This window comes from Sphingomonas sp. HT-1 (assembly GCF_048568905.1).
Lineage (GTDB): Bacteria > Pseudomonadota > Alphaproteobacteria > Sphingomonadales > Sphingomonadaceae > Sphingomonas.
Genome location: NZ_CP183770.1, coordinates 1562706 through 1581212, shown reverse-complemented (window position 1 = coordinate 1581212; position 18507 = coordinate 1562706). Strand labels below are relative to the sequence as shown.

Annotated in this window: 18 protein-coding genes; 6 read left to right on the top strand and 12 right to left on the bottom strand. The window is 65.0% G+C overall.

Annotation, left to right across the window (positions count from 1 at the left end; genetic code table 11):
- Positions 1–58 precede the first annotated feature (58 nt).
- From ybaK to ACNFJ7_RS07240, 3 genes are all read right to left on the bottom strand, one after another.
- Positions 59–532 (bottom strand): Cys-tRNA(Pro) deacylase, encoded by a 474-nt coding sequence (ybaK, locus tag ACNFJ7_RS07250; RefSeq protein WP_019370346.1) that lies wholly within the window; start codon positions 530–532, stop codon positions 59–61.
- Positions 533–608: 76 nt separating this feature from the next.
- Entirely contained in the window at positions 609–1118 is a 510-nt protein-coding gene (locus tag ACNFJ7_RS07245) for a transglutaminase-like cysteine peptidase (protein WP_019370345.1), read from the bottom strand.
- Positions 1119–1378: 260 nt separating this feature from the next.
- Positions 1379–1636 carry a hypothetical protein gene (locus ACNFJ7_RS07240; RefSeq protein WP_152997833.1) on the bottom strand — a complete coding sequence of 86 codons (258 nt, stop codon included), beginning with the start codon at positions 1634–1636 and terminating at the stop codon, positions 1379–1381.
- A 74-nt stretch (positions 1637–1710) separates the two neighbouring features.
- Between ACNFJ7_RS07240 and ACNFJ7_RS07235 the strand changes: the two genes are divergently transcribed.
- From ACNFJ7_RS07235 to ACNFJ7_RS07210, 6 genes are all read left to right on the top strand, one after another.
- Positions 1711–2733 carry an endonuclease/exonuclease/phosphatase family protein gene (locus ACNFJ7_RS07235; protein WP_019370343.1) on the top strand — a complete coding sequence of 341 codons (1023 nt, stop codon included), beginning with the start codon at positions 1711–1713 and terminating at the stop codon, positions 2731–2733.
- Between the two features lie 54 nt (positions 2734–2787).
- The gene (locus ACNFJ7_RS07230) at positions 2788–3345 is read left to right on the top strand and encodes a polysaccharide biosynthesis/export family protein (RefSeq protein ID WP_019370342.1); all 558 of its coding nucleotides are present in this window, start codon (positions 2788–2790) and stop codon (positions 3343–3345) included.
- Between the two features lie 101 nt (positions 3346–3446).
- Positions 3447–3887 carry a hypothetical protein gene (locus ACNFJ7_RS07225; protein ID WP_019370341.1) on the top strand — a complete coding sequence of 147 codons (441 nt, stop codon included), beginning with the start codon at positions 3447–3449 and terminating at the stop codon, positions 3885–3887.
- A 57-nt stretch (positions 3888–3944) separates the two neighbouring features.
- Positions 3945–5219, top strand: a complete 1275-nt coding sequence (locus ACNFJ7_RS07220) for an outer membrane beta-barrel protein (protein ID WP_050990187.1) — start codon at positions 3945–3947, stop codon at positions 5217–5219.
- 27 nt (positions 5220–5246) lie between these two features.
- A complete protein-coding gene (locus ACNFJ7_RS07215) occupies positions 5247–7424 on the top strand; it encodes a GumC family protein (protein WP_019370339.1) in 2178 nt (725 codons plus the stop codon).
- Positions 7402–8133, top strand: a complete 732-nt coding sequence (locus ACNFJ7_RS07210; RefSeq protein WP_019370338.1) for a hypothetical protein — start codon at positions 7402–7404, stop codon at positions 8131–8133. Before ACNFJ7_RS07215 ends, ACNFJ7_RS07210 begins: the two co-directional genes overlap by 23 nt.
- Here the strand turns inward: ACNFJ7_RS07210 and ACNFJ7_RS07205 are convergent.
- From ACNFJ7_RS07205 to ACNFJ7_RS07165, 9 genes are all read right to left on the bottom strand, one after another.
- Positions 8068–9411 (bottom strand): O-antigen ligase family protein, encoded by a 1344-nt coding sequence (locus ACNFJ7_RS07205; protein ID WP_019370337.1) that lies wholly within the window; start codon positions 9409–9411, stop codon positions 8068–8070. The genes ACNFJ7_RS07210 and ACNFJ7_RS07205 overlap by 66 nt on opposite strands.
- Before the next feature lie 56 nt (positions 9412–9467).
- Positions 9468–10598: a glycosyltransferase gene (locus ACNFJ7_RS07200; protein WP_019370336.1), complete on the bottom strand. Its 1131-nt coding sequence runs from the start codon at positions 10596–10598 to the stop codon at positions 9468–9470.
- 26 nt (positions 10599–10624) lie between these two features.
- Positions 10625–11287 (bottom strand): sugar transferase, encoded by a 663-nt coding sequence (locus ACNFJ7_RS07195; RefSeq protein ID WP_236704477.1) that lies wholly within the window; start codon positions 11285–11287, stop codon positions 10625–10627.
- Between the two features lie 200 nt (positions 11288–11487).
- On the bottom strand, positions 11488–12393 hold the full coding sequence (locus tag ACNFJ7_RS07190) for a cell wall hydrolase (protein WP_236704476.1): 906 nt from the start codon (positions 12391–12393) through the stop codon (positions 11488–11490).
- A gap of 168 nt (positions 12394–12561) precedes the next feature.
- Positions 12562–13629, bottom strand: coding sequence for a LacI family DNA-binding transcriptional regulator (locus ACNFJ7_RS07185; RefSeq protein ID WP_019370333.1), 1068 nt, complete (start codon positions 13627–13629; stop codon positions 12562–12564).
- 5 nt (positions 13630–13634) lie between these two features.
- The gene (locus tag ACNFJ7_RS07180) at positions 13635–15116 is read right to left on the bottom strand and encodes a tryptophan halogenase family protein (protein ID WP_019370332.1); all 1482 of its coding nucleotides are present in this window, start codon (positions 15114–15116) and stop codon (positions 13635–13637) included.
- Positions 15113–16147, bottom strand: a complete 1035-nt coding sequence (locus ACNFJ7_RS07175; RefSeq protein WP_019370331.1) for a cupin-like domain-containing protein — start codon at positions 16145–16147, stop codon at positions 15113–15115. Before ACNFJ7_RS07175 ends, ACNFJ7_RS07180 begins: the two co-directional genes overlap by 4 nt.
- A complete protein-coding gene (locus ACNFJ7_RS07170) occupies positions 16140–16859 on the bottom strand; it encodes a SapC family protein (RefSeq protein WP_026009271.1) in 720 nt (239 codons plus the stop codon). Before ACNFJ7_RS07170 ends, ACNFJ7_RS07175 begins: the two co-directional genes overlap by 8 nt.
- Positions 16856–18376, bottom strand: coding sequence for a tryptophan halogenase family protein (locus tag ACNFJ7_RS07165; protein WP_026009270.1), 1521 nt, complete (start codon positions 18374–18376; stop codon positions 16856–16858). The genes ACNFJ7_RS07170 and ACNFJ7_RS07165 overlap by 4 nt, the downstream gene beginning before the upstream one ends.
- Between the last annotated feature and the right edge of the window lie 131 nt (positions 18377–18507).

The following is an 18507-nucleotide window of genomic DNA, read 5'->3' as shown; positions in this document are numbered from 1 at the left end:
CCATAGTTAAATGGCCGTGGGGATCGCGACGGCAGCGTTCGTCTTCCGATGTTGCGTTTCAGACGGTGATCGCCGCCACTCTTGCCGCGAGCAGCCGGGCGGCGTCGCCGGGCGTCAGCCGCACTTGAAGGCCGCGCTGCCCGCCGTTGACGTATACATGAGGCTCCGTCAGCGCATCCTGCTCGATCACTACCGGGCAAGACCGCCTCTGCCCAAACGGGCTGATCCCGCCGACTTTGTAACCGGAGATCCGCTCCGCCTCAGCAGGCTTCATCATCTCGGCCGATTTCGCGTCCAGTGCGGTTGCGAGCCGCTTCATCGCCACTTGGCGATCGGACGGTACGATGGCGAGCACCGGCTTGCCGTCGGCCAGCGCCATCAGCGTCTTCAACACCCGCGCTGGCGGCTCGCCCAGCGCCTCCGCCGCCTGCATCCCAATCTGGTCGGCATCGGGATCATAATCGTAGCTGTGGACGCTGAACGGGATATTCGCCGCTTCCAGCATGCGCGTGGCGCGCGTCGCCTTCGACATGCCCTGCCTTTCCTCGATCCAAATCCACGGCACTGCTCGGCGAAATCGATCTGCCGATCAAGCCTCGGCGGCTGGATCAGGATCGACGGGAGGGGACCACCACCGTCTGCCACCGGCCGGCTTCGCCTGGCGCCTGCGCGCTGATCCAGTCATAGCCGGCTTCGTGCCAGGGCCGAACATAAGGCGAGCGGCTGTCCAGCACCATGTCGCCATCGTCTGTGCGGGCTAGCAGCAGCGTATGCAGGCCCAGTCCACGGCGATAGACGACTGCGAAGAACAGTCGATCGGCGGGATAGCCCGCGTCGATCAGCTGCAGCCGCTTTTCGATCGCGAGATCCTCGCAGTCGCCCACGGCCCCCCGCCCGATGCCGCTGCGGCGCCACAGCTCGCCTTCGCCGAACGCGGCAAGATCGGTGCGTTGACGGACGCGGCTGTTGACCAAGCGGTTGACGCTGGCGAGCAGCTTGGAGGAATCGCTACCGGCATCGATCGCGGCGTGTTGGGGAAGAGTGAGCGCGATGCTCGCGGTCGCGGCAACGGCGCGACCGGTCTGACTCTCGCCATACCCCGGAAGACCGCCGAGCATGCGGCACAGTGCACCGTCCGCTTGGCACAATGCGACGAACCCGCGTGGAGCATCCGTTGTGCTGGCCGTAGGAACAAATCGATATTCTTGTGCCGAAGCCAAGTACGGCCACATCAAAAGAGCGGCAATACACGCTGCCGCGCTACGCTTACGCATCCTGCATACTCCGCCTGATGTGGCAGCGGAGTAATGGAGGACGTGCTTATTTGAGGTTTAACGAGGTGGTTAACTTTTACGTTAAGGTAATCGACTTAAGGGGATCACAAGATCGCGCGGGCGAACTGGATTGCGATCCACCAGGAAAGTGCGACGCCGCCGCCGAGCAGCGCCAGGCGTACCGCACCGGGCCAGCGCGCGTGATCGTCCGGTGCCTCGTCCAGACAGGCCGCGGCAATCCGCGCCTGAAAGCCATGGACCGGCGAGGGCACAAAGCCCGGCGCCTGGGCCGACGACCAGATGGGCGCCCGGGGCGCCGACGACGGCGTTTCGCCGTTTCGATTTTCCTGCAGCTTCGCCATGCTGTCCTTCTGCCAGAGCAATCGTTACGGAACGCTTAACATTCCCCTCAGATCCCTCCGTGGAGGACTAGCCGATGTTCAGACTGCAAGCGGTCGGTGCTGCGCCGCGCCCTGGCGTGGGCGAAAGGTTGCGCCAGGGTTTCGGACTTGTTCTGGCGTCTCTGGCCGGGCTGGGAATCGGCTTCGGCCTGCTCGGCACAGTGTGGGAGCCAGGGGATGCCGCCAACATCGTCGCCCCGGCATGGCCGCTGCTGGCGCTGGGGGCTGCGCTTTGCCTGGCAGCGCGGCACCGGCGCGCGGCCTTGGGCATTGCGACGCTGGGCGTCGGTTATGCCGCGGTCACGCTGTTGCCAGGCCTGGCCGCTGCCCCCCAAGCGATGACAGAGGATCCGGTCCGCGATCTGCGAATCGTGCAGTTCAACGCCTGGAAGCACAATCCCGTCCCGCAGCAGGCCGCGCGCTGGATCCTGGCGCAGCGGCCCGACATCGTGGTGCTCGCCGAGGTGGGCTGGCAGTCGGCGTTGCTGCAATCGCTGCTCCCGCACTTTGCCGGGCGGGTGAACTGTGCGCCGGGGGGGCGTTGCTCCACCTGGATTCTTTCGCGACTGCCGATTCGCGCTGCTCGCAGCCTCGCGCAGGGCGACCCCGAGAACCGGCGCGCCTTGTCCGCCGCCTGGGCCCGTCTCGAAACCAGCTGCGGCGATCTGGACGTGATAGGCATCCATCTCGCCCGCCCGTGGCCCTATGCGGGGCAGCGTCGCAATCTGGCACGGCTGCGCGCCGAAATTGCTCATCTTCCGCGAGAACAGATGCTGATCGCTGGCGATTTCAACCTGCCTGCCTGGCAGTTCGGCATGCGGCGGCTGGAGGCTGAATGGGCGCCGATGCGGCGCGTGACGCAATTGCGCGTGACGTGGCCCGCCCGCCTGCACGATGTTGCAGTGCAACCATTTTTGCCCTTGGACCACCTGTTTTTGGGTCCCCGCTGGCAGGTTGTTGCGGTCCATCGCGGGCCTGCAAACGGATCGGATCATTTGCCCGTGGTAACCACGATCCGACCGCGTTCTTCCTGCGCAATTCCCGTTACGGTGCAGTAATGCATTGCTTAATATTCGGTTTCTTGATAAGAAGGTGACAAGGAGGATGACGAGGTGAAGCGTCTTCTAACCATCATGTTCTTGTTACTGGCGTTGAATGGTGCTGCATTTGCACAGGAAGCCGCGCCTGCCGCTTCTGCGGTGTCGGCGGACCAGGATTATCATCTGGGCGTTGCCGACAAGGTTCGCGTCATCGTCTATGACGAGCCGTCGCTTTCGGGCGAATATCTTGTGAATGCAAACGGCTCTGTGTCGATGTCGCTGATCGGCAATGTTCCGGCACAAGGCAGGACCGCCAGCCAGGTAGCGGAAGATATTCGGACCAAGTTGGCCGATGGATATATTCGCGAGCCGAAAGTCAGCATCGATGTTCTCACCTTTCGTCCCTACTATATCCTCGGGGAAGTAAAAAAACCTGGACAATATCCATATTCCTCTGGGTTGACAGTTCTAAACGCGGTGGCGACGGCGGAAGGTTTCAGCTACAGGGCTGATCGTAAGCACGTCTTCCTGCGGAGGGCGGGAGATGACAAAGAACAGAGGATTCGCCTTGATGCTTCTGTTCGTGTATCTCCGGGTGATACCGTACGTATTGGAGAGCGATTCTTCTGATCCTGAAAATCGGGCTCAGTCGATGACGCTGAATGTGCGAATGGATGCGTTTGGAGATTAAATACCTCTGATTTCAGAGGAAACGAGAAGGGGGAGTTCCGGTGCGCGGAGTATTCATCGTTCTTGCGGCGGGATCGCTGTCGATTGCAAACCCTGCGGCGACGCAGACGGGAGAGGCGACGCAGACGCCTGCGCCTGCACCGGTCGACGAGGACCAGCAAGCAGACGCGGTGGTGCAGGCGATCCGCGCAGCGCTGGAAGGCAAGCCGGACGACGCCCGTGTCGGCGCATTGGAGGCGCAGCTGGCGTTCGTTCTGGATCAGGCCAATGCAGGCTGCGGTGCGACGACCAAGGCATTGAACACAGTGCTGCAGGGCGATCTGTCCAACACGGCGCGTGCTGCCCTTCGCAACCTGTCGACCACGGTTTCGCGGTGCCAGAATGAAGGCACCGGCGCGACCGGCAGTGTCGCGGATCAGCAGGCGGATCAGGGACCCAATGTGGCCGTCGGCGGTGGCACGTCGGATTACGTGGCACCCTAAGCGGTTGCTGGCGTAGAATTTGGGGGGACTATTGTGCGTGGCTATCATTCAATCATAGTGTCCGTGCTGGGCCTCGCTTGCGCTACGCAGGCGCAGGCGCAGAATGTCGGGGAAAGCCTGGTTGCGCCCGATCTTCCGCTGCAGTTCGATCGCGGTCGGAACGAGTCGGTGCTTGATCGCGCCCGGCCGGAATATGAGGCTCTGGGCTTGCAGCTCGGCAGTTTCACGCTCTTTCCGCGCGTCGATACCGAACTCGGCTTCTCCGACAACGTTTACGCGATCCGGTCGCCGCGCACCGGGGATGGCTATGTCACGGTGGCGCCGCGCGCTTCCTTGTCGACCAACGCCACCACTTATGCGCTGGACTTGAGCGCAGGCTATGCCGGCCGTCGCTATTTTTCGGAGACGCAGCGTGACGAAAATACCTGGTTCGCGGGTGCGAACGGGCGTCTCGACGCCACGTCCAGCGTTTCGTTCGCGGGGCGATTCCGCGCATCCCGGCTGGTGGAACCCCGCACCTCCGCGGCCGTACCGCTGACCGCTTCCGAGCCGATCCAATATCGCCAAAACGAGGCAGGTGCCACGGCCAGCTTTACCGGCGGCAAGGCGCGCGGCCAGCTTTCGTTCGATTACAACGGCTTCACGTTCAGCGATGTGCGCACTTTCGGTGGCACAGTGCTGGACCAGGCAAGTCGAAATCGCGACGTCTATCGTGGGGCAGGCCGCGGCGAAATATCGGTTTCTGCCGACACGTCGGTGTTCGTGCAGCTGGGATATGAAAAGAGCGACTATCGCGTGCCGCTGTCGGTGGGGGTTCCCAACCGTACCTCGGATCAGGTGCGTGCGTTGCTGGGCGCCAGCTTCGACGTGAGTTCGCTGATCCGCGGCGCCATTTCCGCCGGCTATGTCCGCCGGAACTACACGGCATCGATCTATCCCGACATTTCCGGCTGGGCCGCGGAAGGGCGCGTGCAGTATTTCGCGAGCCCGCTCACCACCATCACGGCAACGGTGCGCCGTACCGTGGAGGATGCGTCGTTCCAGGATACCAGCGGCTTCTTCGCCACCTCCGGCAGCGTGCGGGCCGACCATGAGCTGCTGCGCAACCTGCTCCTCTACGGCCAGGCTGGCTACGAAGTGGATACCTATCAGGGCACCGGCGCGACGGTGCCGGATGTAAAGATCTGGCGGGCCGGCGCCGGGGCGCGCTATTTCCTGAATCGTACGATCGGGCTGGCATTTTCCTTCTCCCATGACTCGCGCACCTCGAATGCGGTGGCCAATGCCTACACTGAGAATCGCGGGCTGATTTCCATTGTCTTCCAGCGCTGACGGCGCCGTGAACCAGATCGAGGCGTAATGAACAGCGTAACCCCCCTGCCACCGGTGCGTATCGAAAGCCGCTTCGATCAGGCGCGGCACATCGGCCGCAAGCCGATCACGCTTTCGGGCGTCGGCGACGCGCTGCGTCGGCGATTGCCGATCCTGGTCGGCGCGGTGCTGATCGCGATGGTGGGCGCGGCCGTGGTCTCGGCCTTGCTCACGCCGCTCTATTCTTCCACCACCCGCCTGCGCATCGTGCCGCGCAGCGCATCGCCGCTCGATTTCGATGCCCGGGCCGATACGCCGCTGGACCAGTCGATCATCGAAACCGAAGTCGCAAGCATCGGCTCACGCGATACCGCGCGCGCGGTGGTGCGCGAACTCGGCCTCCAGTACGACTCGGAATTTCTGTCGCCCGCCTGGCAGAAGCGGCAGCGCGCCGGCGGCACGGCGAACGAAGCGGCGCTGGTGGAACATGCGACGAGCAAGGTGCTCGACCGGCTCTCTGTAGCGCGTCAGGGCAAGAGCTATGTCGTCCAGGTCGGCTTCAGCTCGGAGGACCCGGTAAAGGCCGCGAAGGTCGCCAATGCCCTCGCCAATGCCTATATCAGCCGCAGCGTCGAAACGATTGTCGAAACCGCGTCGCAACAGTCCGCGTCTTTGGGTCAGCGGCTGAGCGAACTCGGCAATGAAGTGCGCGAGGCGGAAAGCAAGGTTGCGCAGTACCGCGCGCAGACCGGCATCGTCGAAGGCGGCGGCGGTACCGTGAGCGACCAGCAGGTAGCGCCGCTCGCGGGGCAACTCGCCACGGCCGAGGCGCAGGCCGCCAGCGCGCGATCCGATCTTGCCGTGGCCGAACGCCAGTCGAGCGGGGGCAGCAGCGATGCGGTGGGCGCGGTACTCGGTTCGACGGTGATCGCCGATCTGCGTCGCCAGCGCAGCGAGGCCGAAAAGGAGTGGGCGGTCGCCAATTCCCGCTACGGCGCCAAGCATCCGCAGGTGATCGGCGCTAACGATCGCATTCAGGCGCTGGACCAGCAGATCCGCCAGGAGCAGGCGCGGATCATCGAAGGCCTCCGCGCGGCATCGCGGGCGGCGGACGCGCGCGTCACCAGCCTGCGAAGCCAGCTGAGTGCGCTGCGGGGCGAGATCTCGCAAAACAACCGCGCCTCGGTGCAGGCGGACAGCCTCGAGCGTGAGGCGGCGGCCAAGCGCGCCGCCTATGAACGGCTGTCGCAAGCCAATCAGCAGAACAACCAGGCCAAGCGCATCGACGATAGTCAGGCGCAGGCCCGGATCATCGAGCGCGCGACGGTTTCCGCCAGCCCGAGCTTCCCCAACAAGAAGGCGATGCTCGCGGCCGGGCTGCTGGTAGGGCTGCTGGTCGGCTTTGGCGGCGTATTGGTGGCGGAAGGCACCCAGTCGCGCGTCCGTACGCCCGAGGATGTCGAGCTGTTGCTGGGGCTGCCGTTCCTCGCCTCGGTGCCCGATCTCGGCCGCCGCCGCTGGGGCTTTGGCGGCGCGCGCGTGTCGCCTGCGACATCGCTCGTCGAGAAGCCTGCCTCCGCCTATGCCGAAAGCTTCCGCACGATCCGGCGTGCCCTGCAGGCGAAGGAGGGCGTGCGCCCGAAGGTAATCGCCATCACCTCGACGCTGCCGGCCGAAGGAAAGACCACGACGGCGCTGTCGCTCGCACGCGTGATGGCGATGAGCGGCGACCGCGTGCTGCTGATCGATTGCGACGTCCGCCGGGCGAGCTTGCTGTCCACGATCGAAACGCCGATCGCGAACGGGCTGGTCGAGCTACTGGAAGGGCGGTGCTCGCTGTCGGAAGCGCTGATGCCCGATGTGGTCGATCAGCTCACGCTCTTGCCGGTTGCTCGCGCCTCGTTCACGCCGGTCGACCTGTTCCATGGGCCGGAAATGGATGCCCTGCTCGCCGCAGTGCGCCGGGACTATGACTATGTCGTGCTCGATACACCGCCACTGCTCGGCGTTGCCGATGCGCGCGCACTCGTGGCGCTTGCAGACACCGCGCTGTTGCTGGTGAAGTGGAACGCCACGTCGGTTGCGGCGATCGACACTTGCCTCGCCGGCGTGGAGCAGGACGGGACGCATGTGGGCGGTGTGGTGATGACCATGGTGGATCGCCGCGCGGAGGCGATGGGCGCGCTCTATTATTCGCATCGCTATGGCAACTATTACCAGAACTGAACGCTCAGCGGCTGCATCGCGACGCGCGACCGCGGCCGGCCGACGCAACGCTGCGCCGCGCTGGCCGGCGATACTGCTCGCCGGCGCGATCGCCGCTGCGACGCTGCGGGGCGCGCCGGTCGCGATAGAGGCCTGGCAGATCGATCGTGCGGCACGGGCGCTTGCCGCCGATCTGGACGCGGCGGAGCAGCTGGCGGCGCGCTATGACGATGCGACCAAGCCTGTACCGCCGCGCCTGGCGCTCGCGCTAGCGGCAGCCTGGAGCCGGTCGGCGGCGGCGTCGCAGGATGGCGCCTATCGCGCGCTGGCTCTGTCCAACGCCGGTGGCTTTCTTGCGCAGGCGCAATCTGCCCGACCCGTGTGGCCATCGTTGCGGGTTGCGGAGGCGTATCAGGCGATGCTGCTTCCAGGGCAACAGCAGAAGGCGCTCACCGCGTTCGCCGCGAGCTATGCCGGCGGCCGGTTCTTGCCGTACGAGGGGCTGTGGCGCGTCGCCTTCGGGGTACGCCACTGGCAGCAACTGGACGCGAAGACCCGCGCGAGCATGCTGGAAGAGGCGGTGCTGCTGACGCGGATGGACGGCGGGCTGCGGCGGCAGATCGAAGCGATCCTGGGAGACAGCCCGGCCGCCGTCGGCTTTCAGCTACGCCTCGCTGCGGCGCGGCGGGACGGCGGTGCGGAGCGCACGGCCCCAGCACAGACCGAATAACAGCGCGGCAAGCGCCGCGATGGCGGGCACATTCAGCGCGATGTCCAGCATCGCGGCGCCGGCCACCAGCGCCAGGGCAAGCAAGGCGGAAAGCGCCGGCAGATCGATTTCGGTCCGCCAGGCGACGCGAACGATCGTCGCGGCCGGGATGACAAGACCCAGGCCAAGGAGCACCACGCAAGGCCAACCGGCTTCGATCGCCAGTTGCAGCACCACATTATGGGCCGCGCCGAACATCCAATAGTCGGCGACGTTGGCGGGGCCCAGATGCTGCTGGTTCCATTCGACAAAGCCCCCCAGCCCATGACCCCAGATCGGCGCCTGCATAGAAGCCGCGCCATAATAGCCAAGCACCTGCATCCGGCCGTCCAAATCGTCGGCGATCAGGCCGGTACGCCCCAGGATCGCGGGGCCGGCAAGCATGCCGAGCACCGCGACAAAGCCGATCCCGATCGTGACCAGGGCCACCACGCGCGCGGTGCGGGGCCAGTGATCGCCATTGCGGCTGAGCGCCGCGAACAGCAGCACAAGCAATGCCGCGATCGTCAGTCCGGTGGAAAGGCGCGACTGCGTCTGTGCGCATAGCACCGCCGCGCAAAGCACCACCATCATGCTGAACGCCACGGAATAGCCCATTCCGATTACCCGACGCCCGAGCCACAGCGCCTCCAGCCGGTCGCCAGCCGTGCCCGCAGCGAGAAGCGCAATCATTCCCAAAGCGGCGCCGGCCGCGTTCCAGTTCCCGATAGTCGCGGCGAACCGTACCTGCCCCTTGGTCGTCAGAAATCCCAGTTCTGCCAGCGCACCGGATTCGCGCAGAATGAGCAGGGCGACGACATAGGCGCCACCGGCGACAACCAGCCAGGCAATCGTTCGCCGCACGGCATGACGGCGATAGCCGAGCGCGGCGGCGGCGAGAAACAGCGCGATGTGCGAGAGCAGCGAGAGCATGGCGCCGTCGAACAGGTCCGGCGCGACGCGATCTGGAATGGCGAATGCCGCGCGCACGGCGGGCGCCATCGGCAATGCCGCCCAGGCAGCCGCTGCTGCGAGGAACAGGAGCGGCAGGGTCGTTCGCCGCCAGAACAACGCATCGATCCGCCCGAAGGCGAAGACCGTGAAGGCGAAGCAGAGATCGGCCATCGCGGCCATGGCGCCATAGCCGGCGGTATTAGCGCCATGAAACGCCAGCTGCCCGATAACCAGGAAAGCGATGACGATCGCTGCCGCTTGCCTGCCGCGTTCCGCCGAGGGCGGCGCGCGAAACTCGACGGTCATGTCTCCGGGCCGGGACGGAAAGGGGGTCCCGAAGCCCGCCGATCGACCGGGTGCGCTCATGCGGCGGCTTCCAGCGATGCCGCAGGTACGGGGCTCTGGTTCAGCTGCTGATGCGCGCGGGCGACGGTGGCCAGGAAGCCGGCACGAAAATTGGCAACGCTGAACCGCGCCGCTTGCGCCACGGCGTCGGCAGGATCGAACCGCGGCAGCCAATCCTCCAAGGTCGCCACCGCCGCTTCGAGCGCGGCGGCGGTCTGTTCACGATAGAAGAGCCCCGTCCGGCCTTCCACCACGGTTTCAAGCGCGCCGCCCCGGCCATAGGCGAGTACCGGCCGGCCGCTTGCCTGCACTTCCACAGGGATCATGCCGAAGTCTTCCTCGGCGGTGAAGACGAGCGCGCGGGCCGTCGCATAGGCCTTGCGCAGCGCATCGAAGTCGAGCCGTTCGGTGAAGCGGATGTTCGGGGAGGCGATCCGCTGCAGCTGCGCGCGCATCGGGCCGTCCCCGACGATGTGGAGCGGGAGGCCGTTGCGGCGGAAAGCCTCCACCGCGAGATCGGGTCGTTTGTACGGTACGAGCTGGCCTGCCCAGAGATAGGCGTCTTCGGGCTCAGCTGGGGCAAACAAGCTGGCGTCGATCGGCGGGTAGACCACGCTCGCTTCGCGACCCCAGAATTTCGCCACGCGCTTTCGCACGAAATGACTGTTCGTCATGATCGCATCGCTGCGCGAGGCACTGACCATGTCCCAGCGGCGCAGTCCCGGCGCCAGCAGCGGCATCGTCCAGCGCGTCAGCAGGCCGCCGGCGTCGCGATACTGGCCATATTGGTCCCAGATGTACCGCATCGGCGAATGGCAATAGGTGACGTGCAGGGCATCCGGCCGCGTGATCACGCCCTTGGCTGGGCCCGCCTCGCAACTGATCACCAGATCATAGGCGCTGAGATCGAGCAGTTCGAGCGCGTGCGGCATCAGCGGCAGATATTTCTGATACTGCTCCTTCGCGAAGGGCAGGCGGCCGATAAAGGTGGTCGTGACCTTACGTTCACGGATCTTCGCCGACATCCGCGTCGGATCATAAACGTGGGTGAAGATATCTGCCTGTGGATACAGATCCAGGATCTGTTCAAGCACGCGCTCGCCGCCGCGCATGGCGACGAGCCAGTAATGGATGATGGCGACACGCATGGCGCAGGCTCAGACGCAGCGCAGCATCAGCACGAGCCGCTCGCGAGAAACACTGCGGGGATCGTGAGAAGCATGATGCGCAAATTGAAGGTCAAGCTGCGGCGGCGAAGGTACAGCAGATCTAACGCTACGCGACGACAATAGCTGGTGTCGTTGCGCCCGCTGACCTGCCAAAGGCCTGTGATTCCAGGCTTCACGCTGCAGTAGGCGGCGAAGTATCGACCATAGCGCGCGATTTCCGAAGTCACGATCGGGCGCGGGCCGACCACACTCATCGTGCCGATCAGCACGTTGGCGAACTGCGGCAGTTCATCGAGGCTGCTCTTTCGCAGGAAGCGGCCCAGCGGCGTGACGCGCGGATCGTTTCGCAACTTGTGGTTCATCATCCATTCGGCGCGCGCTTCGGGGTCTATTTCCAGAAGCTCCGCCAGCCTGGTTTCCGCATTCACCACCATGGTGCGGAACTTGAAGCAGCGAAAATAGATGCCGCCCATCCCGATACGACGATGCGCAAACAAAATCGGACCAGGATCGCTGATAAACACCGCTGCTGCCAGAAAAAGCAGCAGAGGAGAAAGTATAACCAGCGCTACGATCGAGACGATGATGTCTGCGATACGGATCGCGATCTGCGTGGATGTCGCCTGATGACCTTCCATCGGCGCTTGAACCGTTTTCGACAGGTACACGGTTTCCCCCCTCTCGCCAAGCCCCCGGCGAAACACCTCGAATCATGTTGCAGAGCAATGATAGTAAAAACGAGAGTTAATAAAAAGTAGATTCTTGCGAAGATCGCTCTTTATCAATTTCGTTTGTAAACAGTAATAAACCTTTGCTTTCCCAAGGCCGTTGGCGACGCCGCTGGCGGCGCGCGGTGCCAGAACGAAACTCAGTCCTGACCGGGGAGGGGAAGGCGCCGCGTGCTGCGTTGCAGCGGAAATGCCGGAGCCGGCGACGGCTTCGGCGAGGCGGTGGGGGTGGGCAGGGGCATGGGCGCCGTCGCTGCCGTAACTTGCGCCGAGGCCTGTTTTTCGACCGGCGGGTCCGTTTTTGCTGGCGGTGCGGCTGCGGCGGTATCGACCGGCAATGATCCCATGATTGCCGGCAACACCGGCGGCAGAGGTTCGGCAGGACGCGGTGCGCCGAAGATGAACCCCCCATAGGCCTGATGCGGGGCGTAGAAGATGTGCGTGCCGATCATCGCAATCTTGCGCAACTCGGGCGCCCATCGGGCAAAGACATAGGACGCATGATAATGCGTCGATTGGCCGACGGGCGCGGAAACCGCGCCGTGCAGCGCTGCATTGGCGATGGCCCTGGCAATCAACCAGCGCCGCGGCACCGGCGCGCGGGCGAGCGAACCATCGCAGGTAAAGGTGAACTGGCAGCCAGTGCGGCGCTCGGCGCCCTGATACACCACATCGCAGATTCGCTTGGGAAAGCGTGGGTGCCGCACGCGATTGAGCACCACCTGCGCAACTGCCCGCTGGCCCGCCACCGGCTCTGTCGCGGCTTCGTAGTAGATGGCGGCTGCCAGGCAATCGGTTTCCCGCTCCAGTTCGGCGGGCGGTAGCCAGGCGGCATCGAAGGGCGGAGCGGGCGGGCTGAAGCCGCGGTAGAAGGGCAAGGCATGGTTGCGAGCGCGGGCCACGTCCGGCGCGAGATCGAGCTTTTGTTGCGGGAGAAACGCGTCGATCGGCAACAGGGCCGCAGGATCTGCGGGACGCTCGGCAGGCGCATTTGTCGGCACTGGTGCCAGCAATTCGAGCGGCCCGAAACTGGCGAACAGCAGCACCGCCGCTGCCGCCGCCAGAGCCAGCGCGAAACCGAAAATCGCCAGCGAAGAACGCTGTGCGTGCGAGATCATCGCCTTACACCCCCATTCACCGCACTTTCCCCGATGGCCGATTAGGTGCGCCAAGATGAAGGGATGTGCAAGTGCGCAGGGCAAGCTGCGCCCGGATCAGGGCGTGTGGTCGGGCAGTATGGGACCGGTGGACTGGCGGACGACAAGGCTGGCGGGGGTGATGAAAGGGCCATCGGGCACGGGGCGGCCGGATTGTTCGGCGATCAACAGTTCGACCGCGCGTGCCGTCACATCGGCAATCGGCTGGACGATGGCGGTGAGCGGCGGCCGGACGAAGCGCACGATCGGCGTATCGTCGAAGCTGACAAGCGAAAGATCGCCCGGCACGTCCAGCCCCCGCTCATGCGCGAGTTCCAGCGTCGCCAGCGCCATTTGATCGTTGCTGGCGACGATCGCGGTGGGCCGCGGGATTCGGCTCAGCAAGGCGATCGCCGCCGCACGACCCGATGCGAACGTGAAATCCCCCTGTGCCAGCAATCCCTCGCATGCCAGCCCCGCCGCCGCCATCGACGCGCGCCAGCCGGCGACCCGCAGGCCGCTAAGTTCATAGTCATCCGGCCCGGCGATGAAGCCGATGTGGCGATGGCCCAAGGCGGTCAGATGCTCCGTGGCGAGCCGTGCCGCGCCCTCATCATCGATCGATATCGGAAAACCGCTGCCGGGCTTCAGCGATCCGATCCGCGCAAAGCTGATCCCATGCGCCTCCAGCAAGCGGGTGATCAGCGGGTTCTCGGAATGCGGCGGCGTCAGGATCACCCCGTCCGGCTGCAACGCTGCGATCGCGCCGAGCAATTCGCGTTCAATATGGTCGCTGTGCGTGTCGACCAGCTCGACGATCAGGCGATAGCCATATTCGGCGCAGGTCAGCATGCCCCCGAGCAGCATCTGATCCACCCAGTCGGTGCCTTCCCGACTCCGCCACCCGTCGATCGTCCGCTCGCGATCGTTCAGCGCGACGATCAGATAAGAGCGCGATCCCCCCATGCGCTGCGCGGCAATGGAGGGAACATAGCCAAGCTTGAGGATCGACGCCTGCACCCGCTCCATCATTTCGGGGCGAACATTGGGTTCCTTGTTGATCACCCGGCTGACGGTCTGCAGCGACACGCCGGCATCAGCCGCGACATGCCGGATGGTGACGGACTGACGACGGCGGGGCGGCATCGGCGTCAGGCCACCGCGCCGCAGAAGCGCGCGACATAGTCCGCATGGGGCGGCAGGCCGCGCACCGTCGTCGCCACGTTCTGGCGCACGCTCGACAGCAGTTGGGCAAGCTCGCCGTCGGAAAGGCGGGCGGTGATCGGATGGTAGCTTTCCGGCACGATGCCCTGGCCCAGCATCACCTGCACCCAGCTGTTCTCGGCGAATAGTTCGTCGTTGCGGCGAAAGACGCGGGCTGTTTCGCGGAACAGAGCGATCTTGTGTGCCAGGCTTTCGGGTATCTCCATGTCCGCGCATTGCCGCCAAAAGGGAGTGTCGCGACGTTCGGTGACCTTATAGTGCAGGATCAGGAAGTCGCGGATCTGCAGCATGTCCGTCATCTGCTGATCGTTGAACTCGGCAATGTCGTGCGGGCTGACGGGGTCGCCGGGGAGCAGGCGGATCAGGCGCAGGATGGCGCGCTGGATCAGGTGAATGCTGGTCGATTCCAGCGGCTCCAGGAACCCGCCGGAAAGGCCGATCGCGATGCAGTTGCGATGCCATTGCTTGCGCCGAGCGCCGGTGGTGAAGCGCAGCATGTTGGGTTCGGTAAGCACCGTGCCTTCGACGTTTGCGAGCAGCCTCTCCCGCGCGACGTCATGATCAAGGTAGCGGCTGCAATAGACGATGCCGTTGCCGGCGCGGTGCTGGAGCGGAATGCGCCATTGCCAGCCGGACTCATGCGCGATGGCGCGCGTAAAGGGCACGGGCGGGCGCACGCTTTCGGTCTGCACGGCGACGGCGGCGTCGCACGGTAGGTAATGGCTCCAGTCGTCAAACCCGACATGTAGCGCGCGTTCGATCAGCAGCGCGCGGAAGCCGGTGCAATCGATGAACAGGTCGCCCTCGATCCGCTGCCCGTCGTCCAGCACAAGTGCGGCGATGTCGCCGCTTTTCCCGTCGAGTTCTACCCGTTCGATGCGCCCCTCGATGCGAACGGCTCCGTCGCCTTCGGCCATGCGACGCAAGAACCGACCGTACAAGGTCGAATCCAGCTGATAGGCATAGTTCATCCGGTCATCCGGCAGATGCGCGAAGCGGCCTTCGCGCGCGGCCACCAGTTCCAGGCAATAATCGTCATAGGGAGCGTCGTTGCCCCGGGTCCGTCCGTCCAGCCAGAAATGCTGGAAGCCGGCCGCCCAGTGATCCTTGCCGGTCAGGCCGAACGAATGGAAATAGCTGTCCTGCGGGCCCTTCCATCCGTCGAACTGGATGCCGAGCTTGAACGTCGCCTGGGTGGCGGCCATGAACTCGGCTTCGTTGATGCCCAGCAGGCGGTTGAAGGTGATGATCGGCGGGATAGTGGATTCGCCGACCCCGATCGTGCCGATCGCGTCCGACTCCACCAGGGTGACACTGACGGCGCGGCCCAGCGTGCGCGCCAGCGCCGCGGCGGCCATCCAGCCCGCGGTGCCGCCGCCGGCAATGACGATCCGGCGCGGTGCCCTCATCGGCTGAGCGCCTTCATAAGGAACCCGCGCAGGCGGGCCGCCAGCGTCGGCGTCATCGGATCGAGGATGCCGCGGCCGCCCTCCGGAATATGGGCGACGACGCTCTCGTCATTGGCAAAGACGTAGTGATCGAACATGTCGCGCCAATGTGCCTTCTGGTCTGCGGGCAAGTCGCGGATCGCCATCATCGCGTGGTTCAAGGCCTCTTGTGGCTGGCCCATCCATCGGGGTGCGTCGCGCCACCAGTAATTGACCAGCACGTTGAACTTTTCGGTACCCTCGACATGGTGCCACCACAGTGCCGGGATATATACGGCGTCGCCCGCTTGGAGATCGGCGACCTGCGCACTCGCCAGCGCCTCGGCGAAGCGGGGGAAGCGGTCGAGATCCGGCGCATGGAAATCGACCATGCTGATTGCGCGCCCGGCGGGAGTGTTGTCCACCGGACCGAGATACAGGTTGCGGAACTGTTCGCGCGGGAACAGCGTAAAGCGGCGGCGGCCGACCGCGCAAACCGCAAGATTGTGGGGCACGTCGTTGTGCGCGGCGATGCGCGTACGGGTGCCGATCCAAAGGCTGGTGATCAGATCGCGCGTGCCCAGATCGATGTGATTGGCTTCGTGCAGACCCCGAAAATAGGCCATCGCGTCGATGGAGGCGAGATAGATGGAGGGCGCATCGGGTAGCTCGGCGAATTCGGTGATGCGCGCGAAGATTTCCGGGAGCTTCGCCTCCATCATCCGGAAGTTCATCGCCATTGCGTCGTCGTAAAACAGCCGCCCGTCGCTGTTCGGCGCCGTGACCGAAACCGGGAAGGGGCGATCACGATGATGGGCAAGAAGATAGTCTTGTGCAGCAGCGGCGGAGCGGCGGCCGGCGTCGACCAGCGGCCAATCGTCAGCGAGTCCGCGCACGACGAACGGGTGCTCGGCCGTGCGCAGCATGGCGTCCAGCGCGGCCGCATCGGCGACCGTCACTTCGGGCACCGGCGGAAGCGAGGCTAGCAGCCCGTTCGGATCGGCTTCAGCCATAAACGGTCGGCTGGTTGCGCCGGGCGATCAGGGCGCTGAAATTCGCGAGCGACGCGATTGCCATGTAGATAGGCAGCAGGTGCCCGGCGGCGTTCAACTCGCTCAGCACGGCTCCGTCGAGTGACGCCAGGCGATCTTCGTCAATGATGTGGAAACCAACCAGGCGGTTGGTAGAACCGTCCGCCAGCGTGACCTCCAGCGTGAATGGTTCGAGCAGTTCGTAGCGCTGAAGAGCGGCGAAAAAGGCTCCCGCCTCGCGGTAACCATGATCTAGCGCGCCCAGCTGCTCGGCGATGCGTTCAAGATAGGGCGTCGGCTGTCCGTGCGGATCGAAAACGCGTATCCCTTCACCGCCTCGGGCGATGCGCGGCGAGTCCAAGTCAACATGCACCTGTTTTTCGCCATCCTCATCCGGGCCGCCCCCGATCAGGAAAGGCTGGATGTCCATCGCCAGCGGCCGGTAGCGCGCGTCCCAGCGGCCATCCGCCAGGAACAGGTTTTCGCCACTCTCGAAGCCGAACATGGCGAAGGCATGGAACCGATCGCGCTCCTCGTTGAGGCGGAACAGGATCGGATATTCGGCCTGCACCTCGCGAAACTCGGTTGGTACCGTGATGCAGCACATCTGCGCATCACCCAGCGCGGCGTCACGCTGCTCCAGGATGCGCAGGTCACGATGCGCTTCAGCGGTGAGGATGGCATGGCGGGTCATGACGCGCATCTTTCCAGAAAGGGTGGTCGCTCGCCGCGCAGGGCGTCGAGATAGGCACGATTGGTTGGCAGGCTCGCGGCAAGCGCACGGCTGCGCTGGTCGAGCTGCCGCAACTGGTTCGGCAGGTCGGGACGCACCGGCCGTTGCACGGGAGAGGGTTGGGGGAAGGGGAAGCCCATGCCCCACAGGATGTAGCGATAGCTTGCTGCAGGAAACAGCTCATCCTGCATCGGCAGATCCAATGCGGAGGGTGCCCGGTATCGCCATAGCTGTAGCGCCTCGACCAGGCGCTCGGGCATCGTCGCGGCGGCGCGGTGCGCGCGCCAATAGGGTTCTTCGCGGCGGCTGAGCACATAATGGAGCTTCAGGAACTCGACAATGCGTTCCCACCGATAGCAGGCGAGCGCATTGAAGCGGCGCGCCTGTATCGGCATCAGCGCGGGATCAACGGGGAAGTCTTCGAGCAACGCATCCAGCGACAGCTCGATCATCACGATCGCAGAGGCCTCCAGCGGCTCCATGAACCCCGCCGACTGGCCGATCGCGAGGCAATTCGCCTCCCACGGGCGTGCCCGATAGCTTGAACGGAAGCGCAGTGCGCGCGGTGCAGGCATCTCCGGCAAGAACGCGCGGCAATAGTCGGCCAGCACCGCCGTGGCCGCTGCCTCGTCCATGAACGCCGAGGCATAGACGCACCCTATCCCCCGCCGGCTCGGCAGTCCGATGTCCCAGATCCAGCCGGCGGCATGTGCCGTCGCCACGGTCTGCGACGCGATCGGGCTGTCCGGGGCGACGGGCAACTGCACGGCCAAAGCGCGATCGTTGAACAAGGTGGCGGAGGCATCGACCACGTCGACGGCGAGTGTGTCGCCGATCAGCAGCGCCGACTGGCCGGTGCAATCCAGAAACAGGTCGCCTGCGATCCTACCGGTCTCTCGGGTCTGCACCGCCGCGATGCTGCCGTGTTCGGCACGTTCGACACTGAGGACATGATCGCGCACATGCCGTACGCCCAGCCGCGTGGTCGCCTGGCGGGTGAGAAGCACTGCCAGCTTGGCCGCGTCGAGGTGATAGGCATAATTCAGCGCGCCGGCATAGTCGGGCATCGCCCGCTGCCGCGGTGCGAGATCGGCGGCGCACACCTGCGGCTGGGGGCAGGCGGCCACAGCATAGGGGCGACCGCCCGGAAGGTCGGCGGGGTCGAGTTCGAGCGGCGGGACGAAGGGGTGATAATAGCGCTCGTCGGCCGCGCCGGTCGCCCAGCCATCAAACCGCGTCCCCTGTTTGAACGAACCGTCACACGCGAGAAGCAGCTCGGTCTCGGAGATGCCGATCCGCTCCAGGGTTCGGCGGATCGTAGGCCAGGTCCCTTCCCCCACACCGATTGTCGCCACATCGGGGGATTCGATCAATGTCACTGCTATTGCGCCGGCCGTCGCAGCAGCGATGCGACAAGCGGACAGCCAGCCCGCAGTGCCGCCGCCCACGATCACGACATGGCTGATTGCCCTATCCACCGCTCATCCGAATCCCGGTTCTGCCCCAAATGCCTTCCCGGCACACGGTAATCGCATCGGCGGCACGATAATCGGCGAGCCGCTGGAAAGGCCAGCTTTTCCGCAAGGAGAAGCTGGCCTTCCCGGGGGGG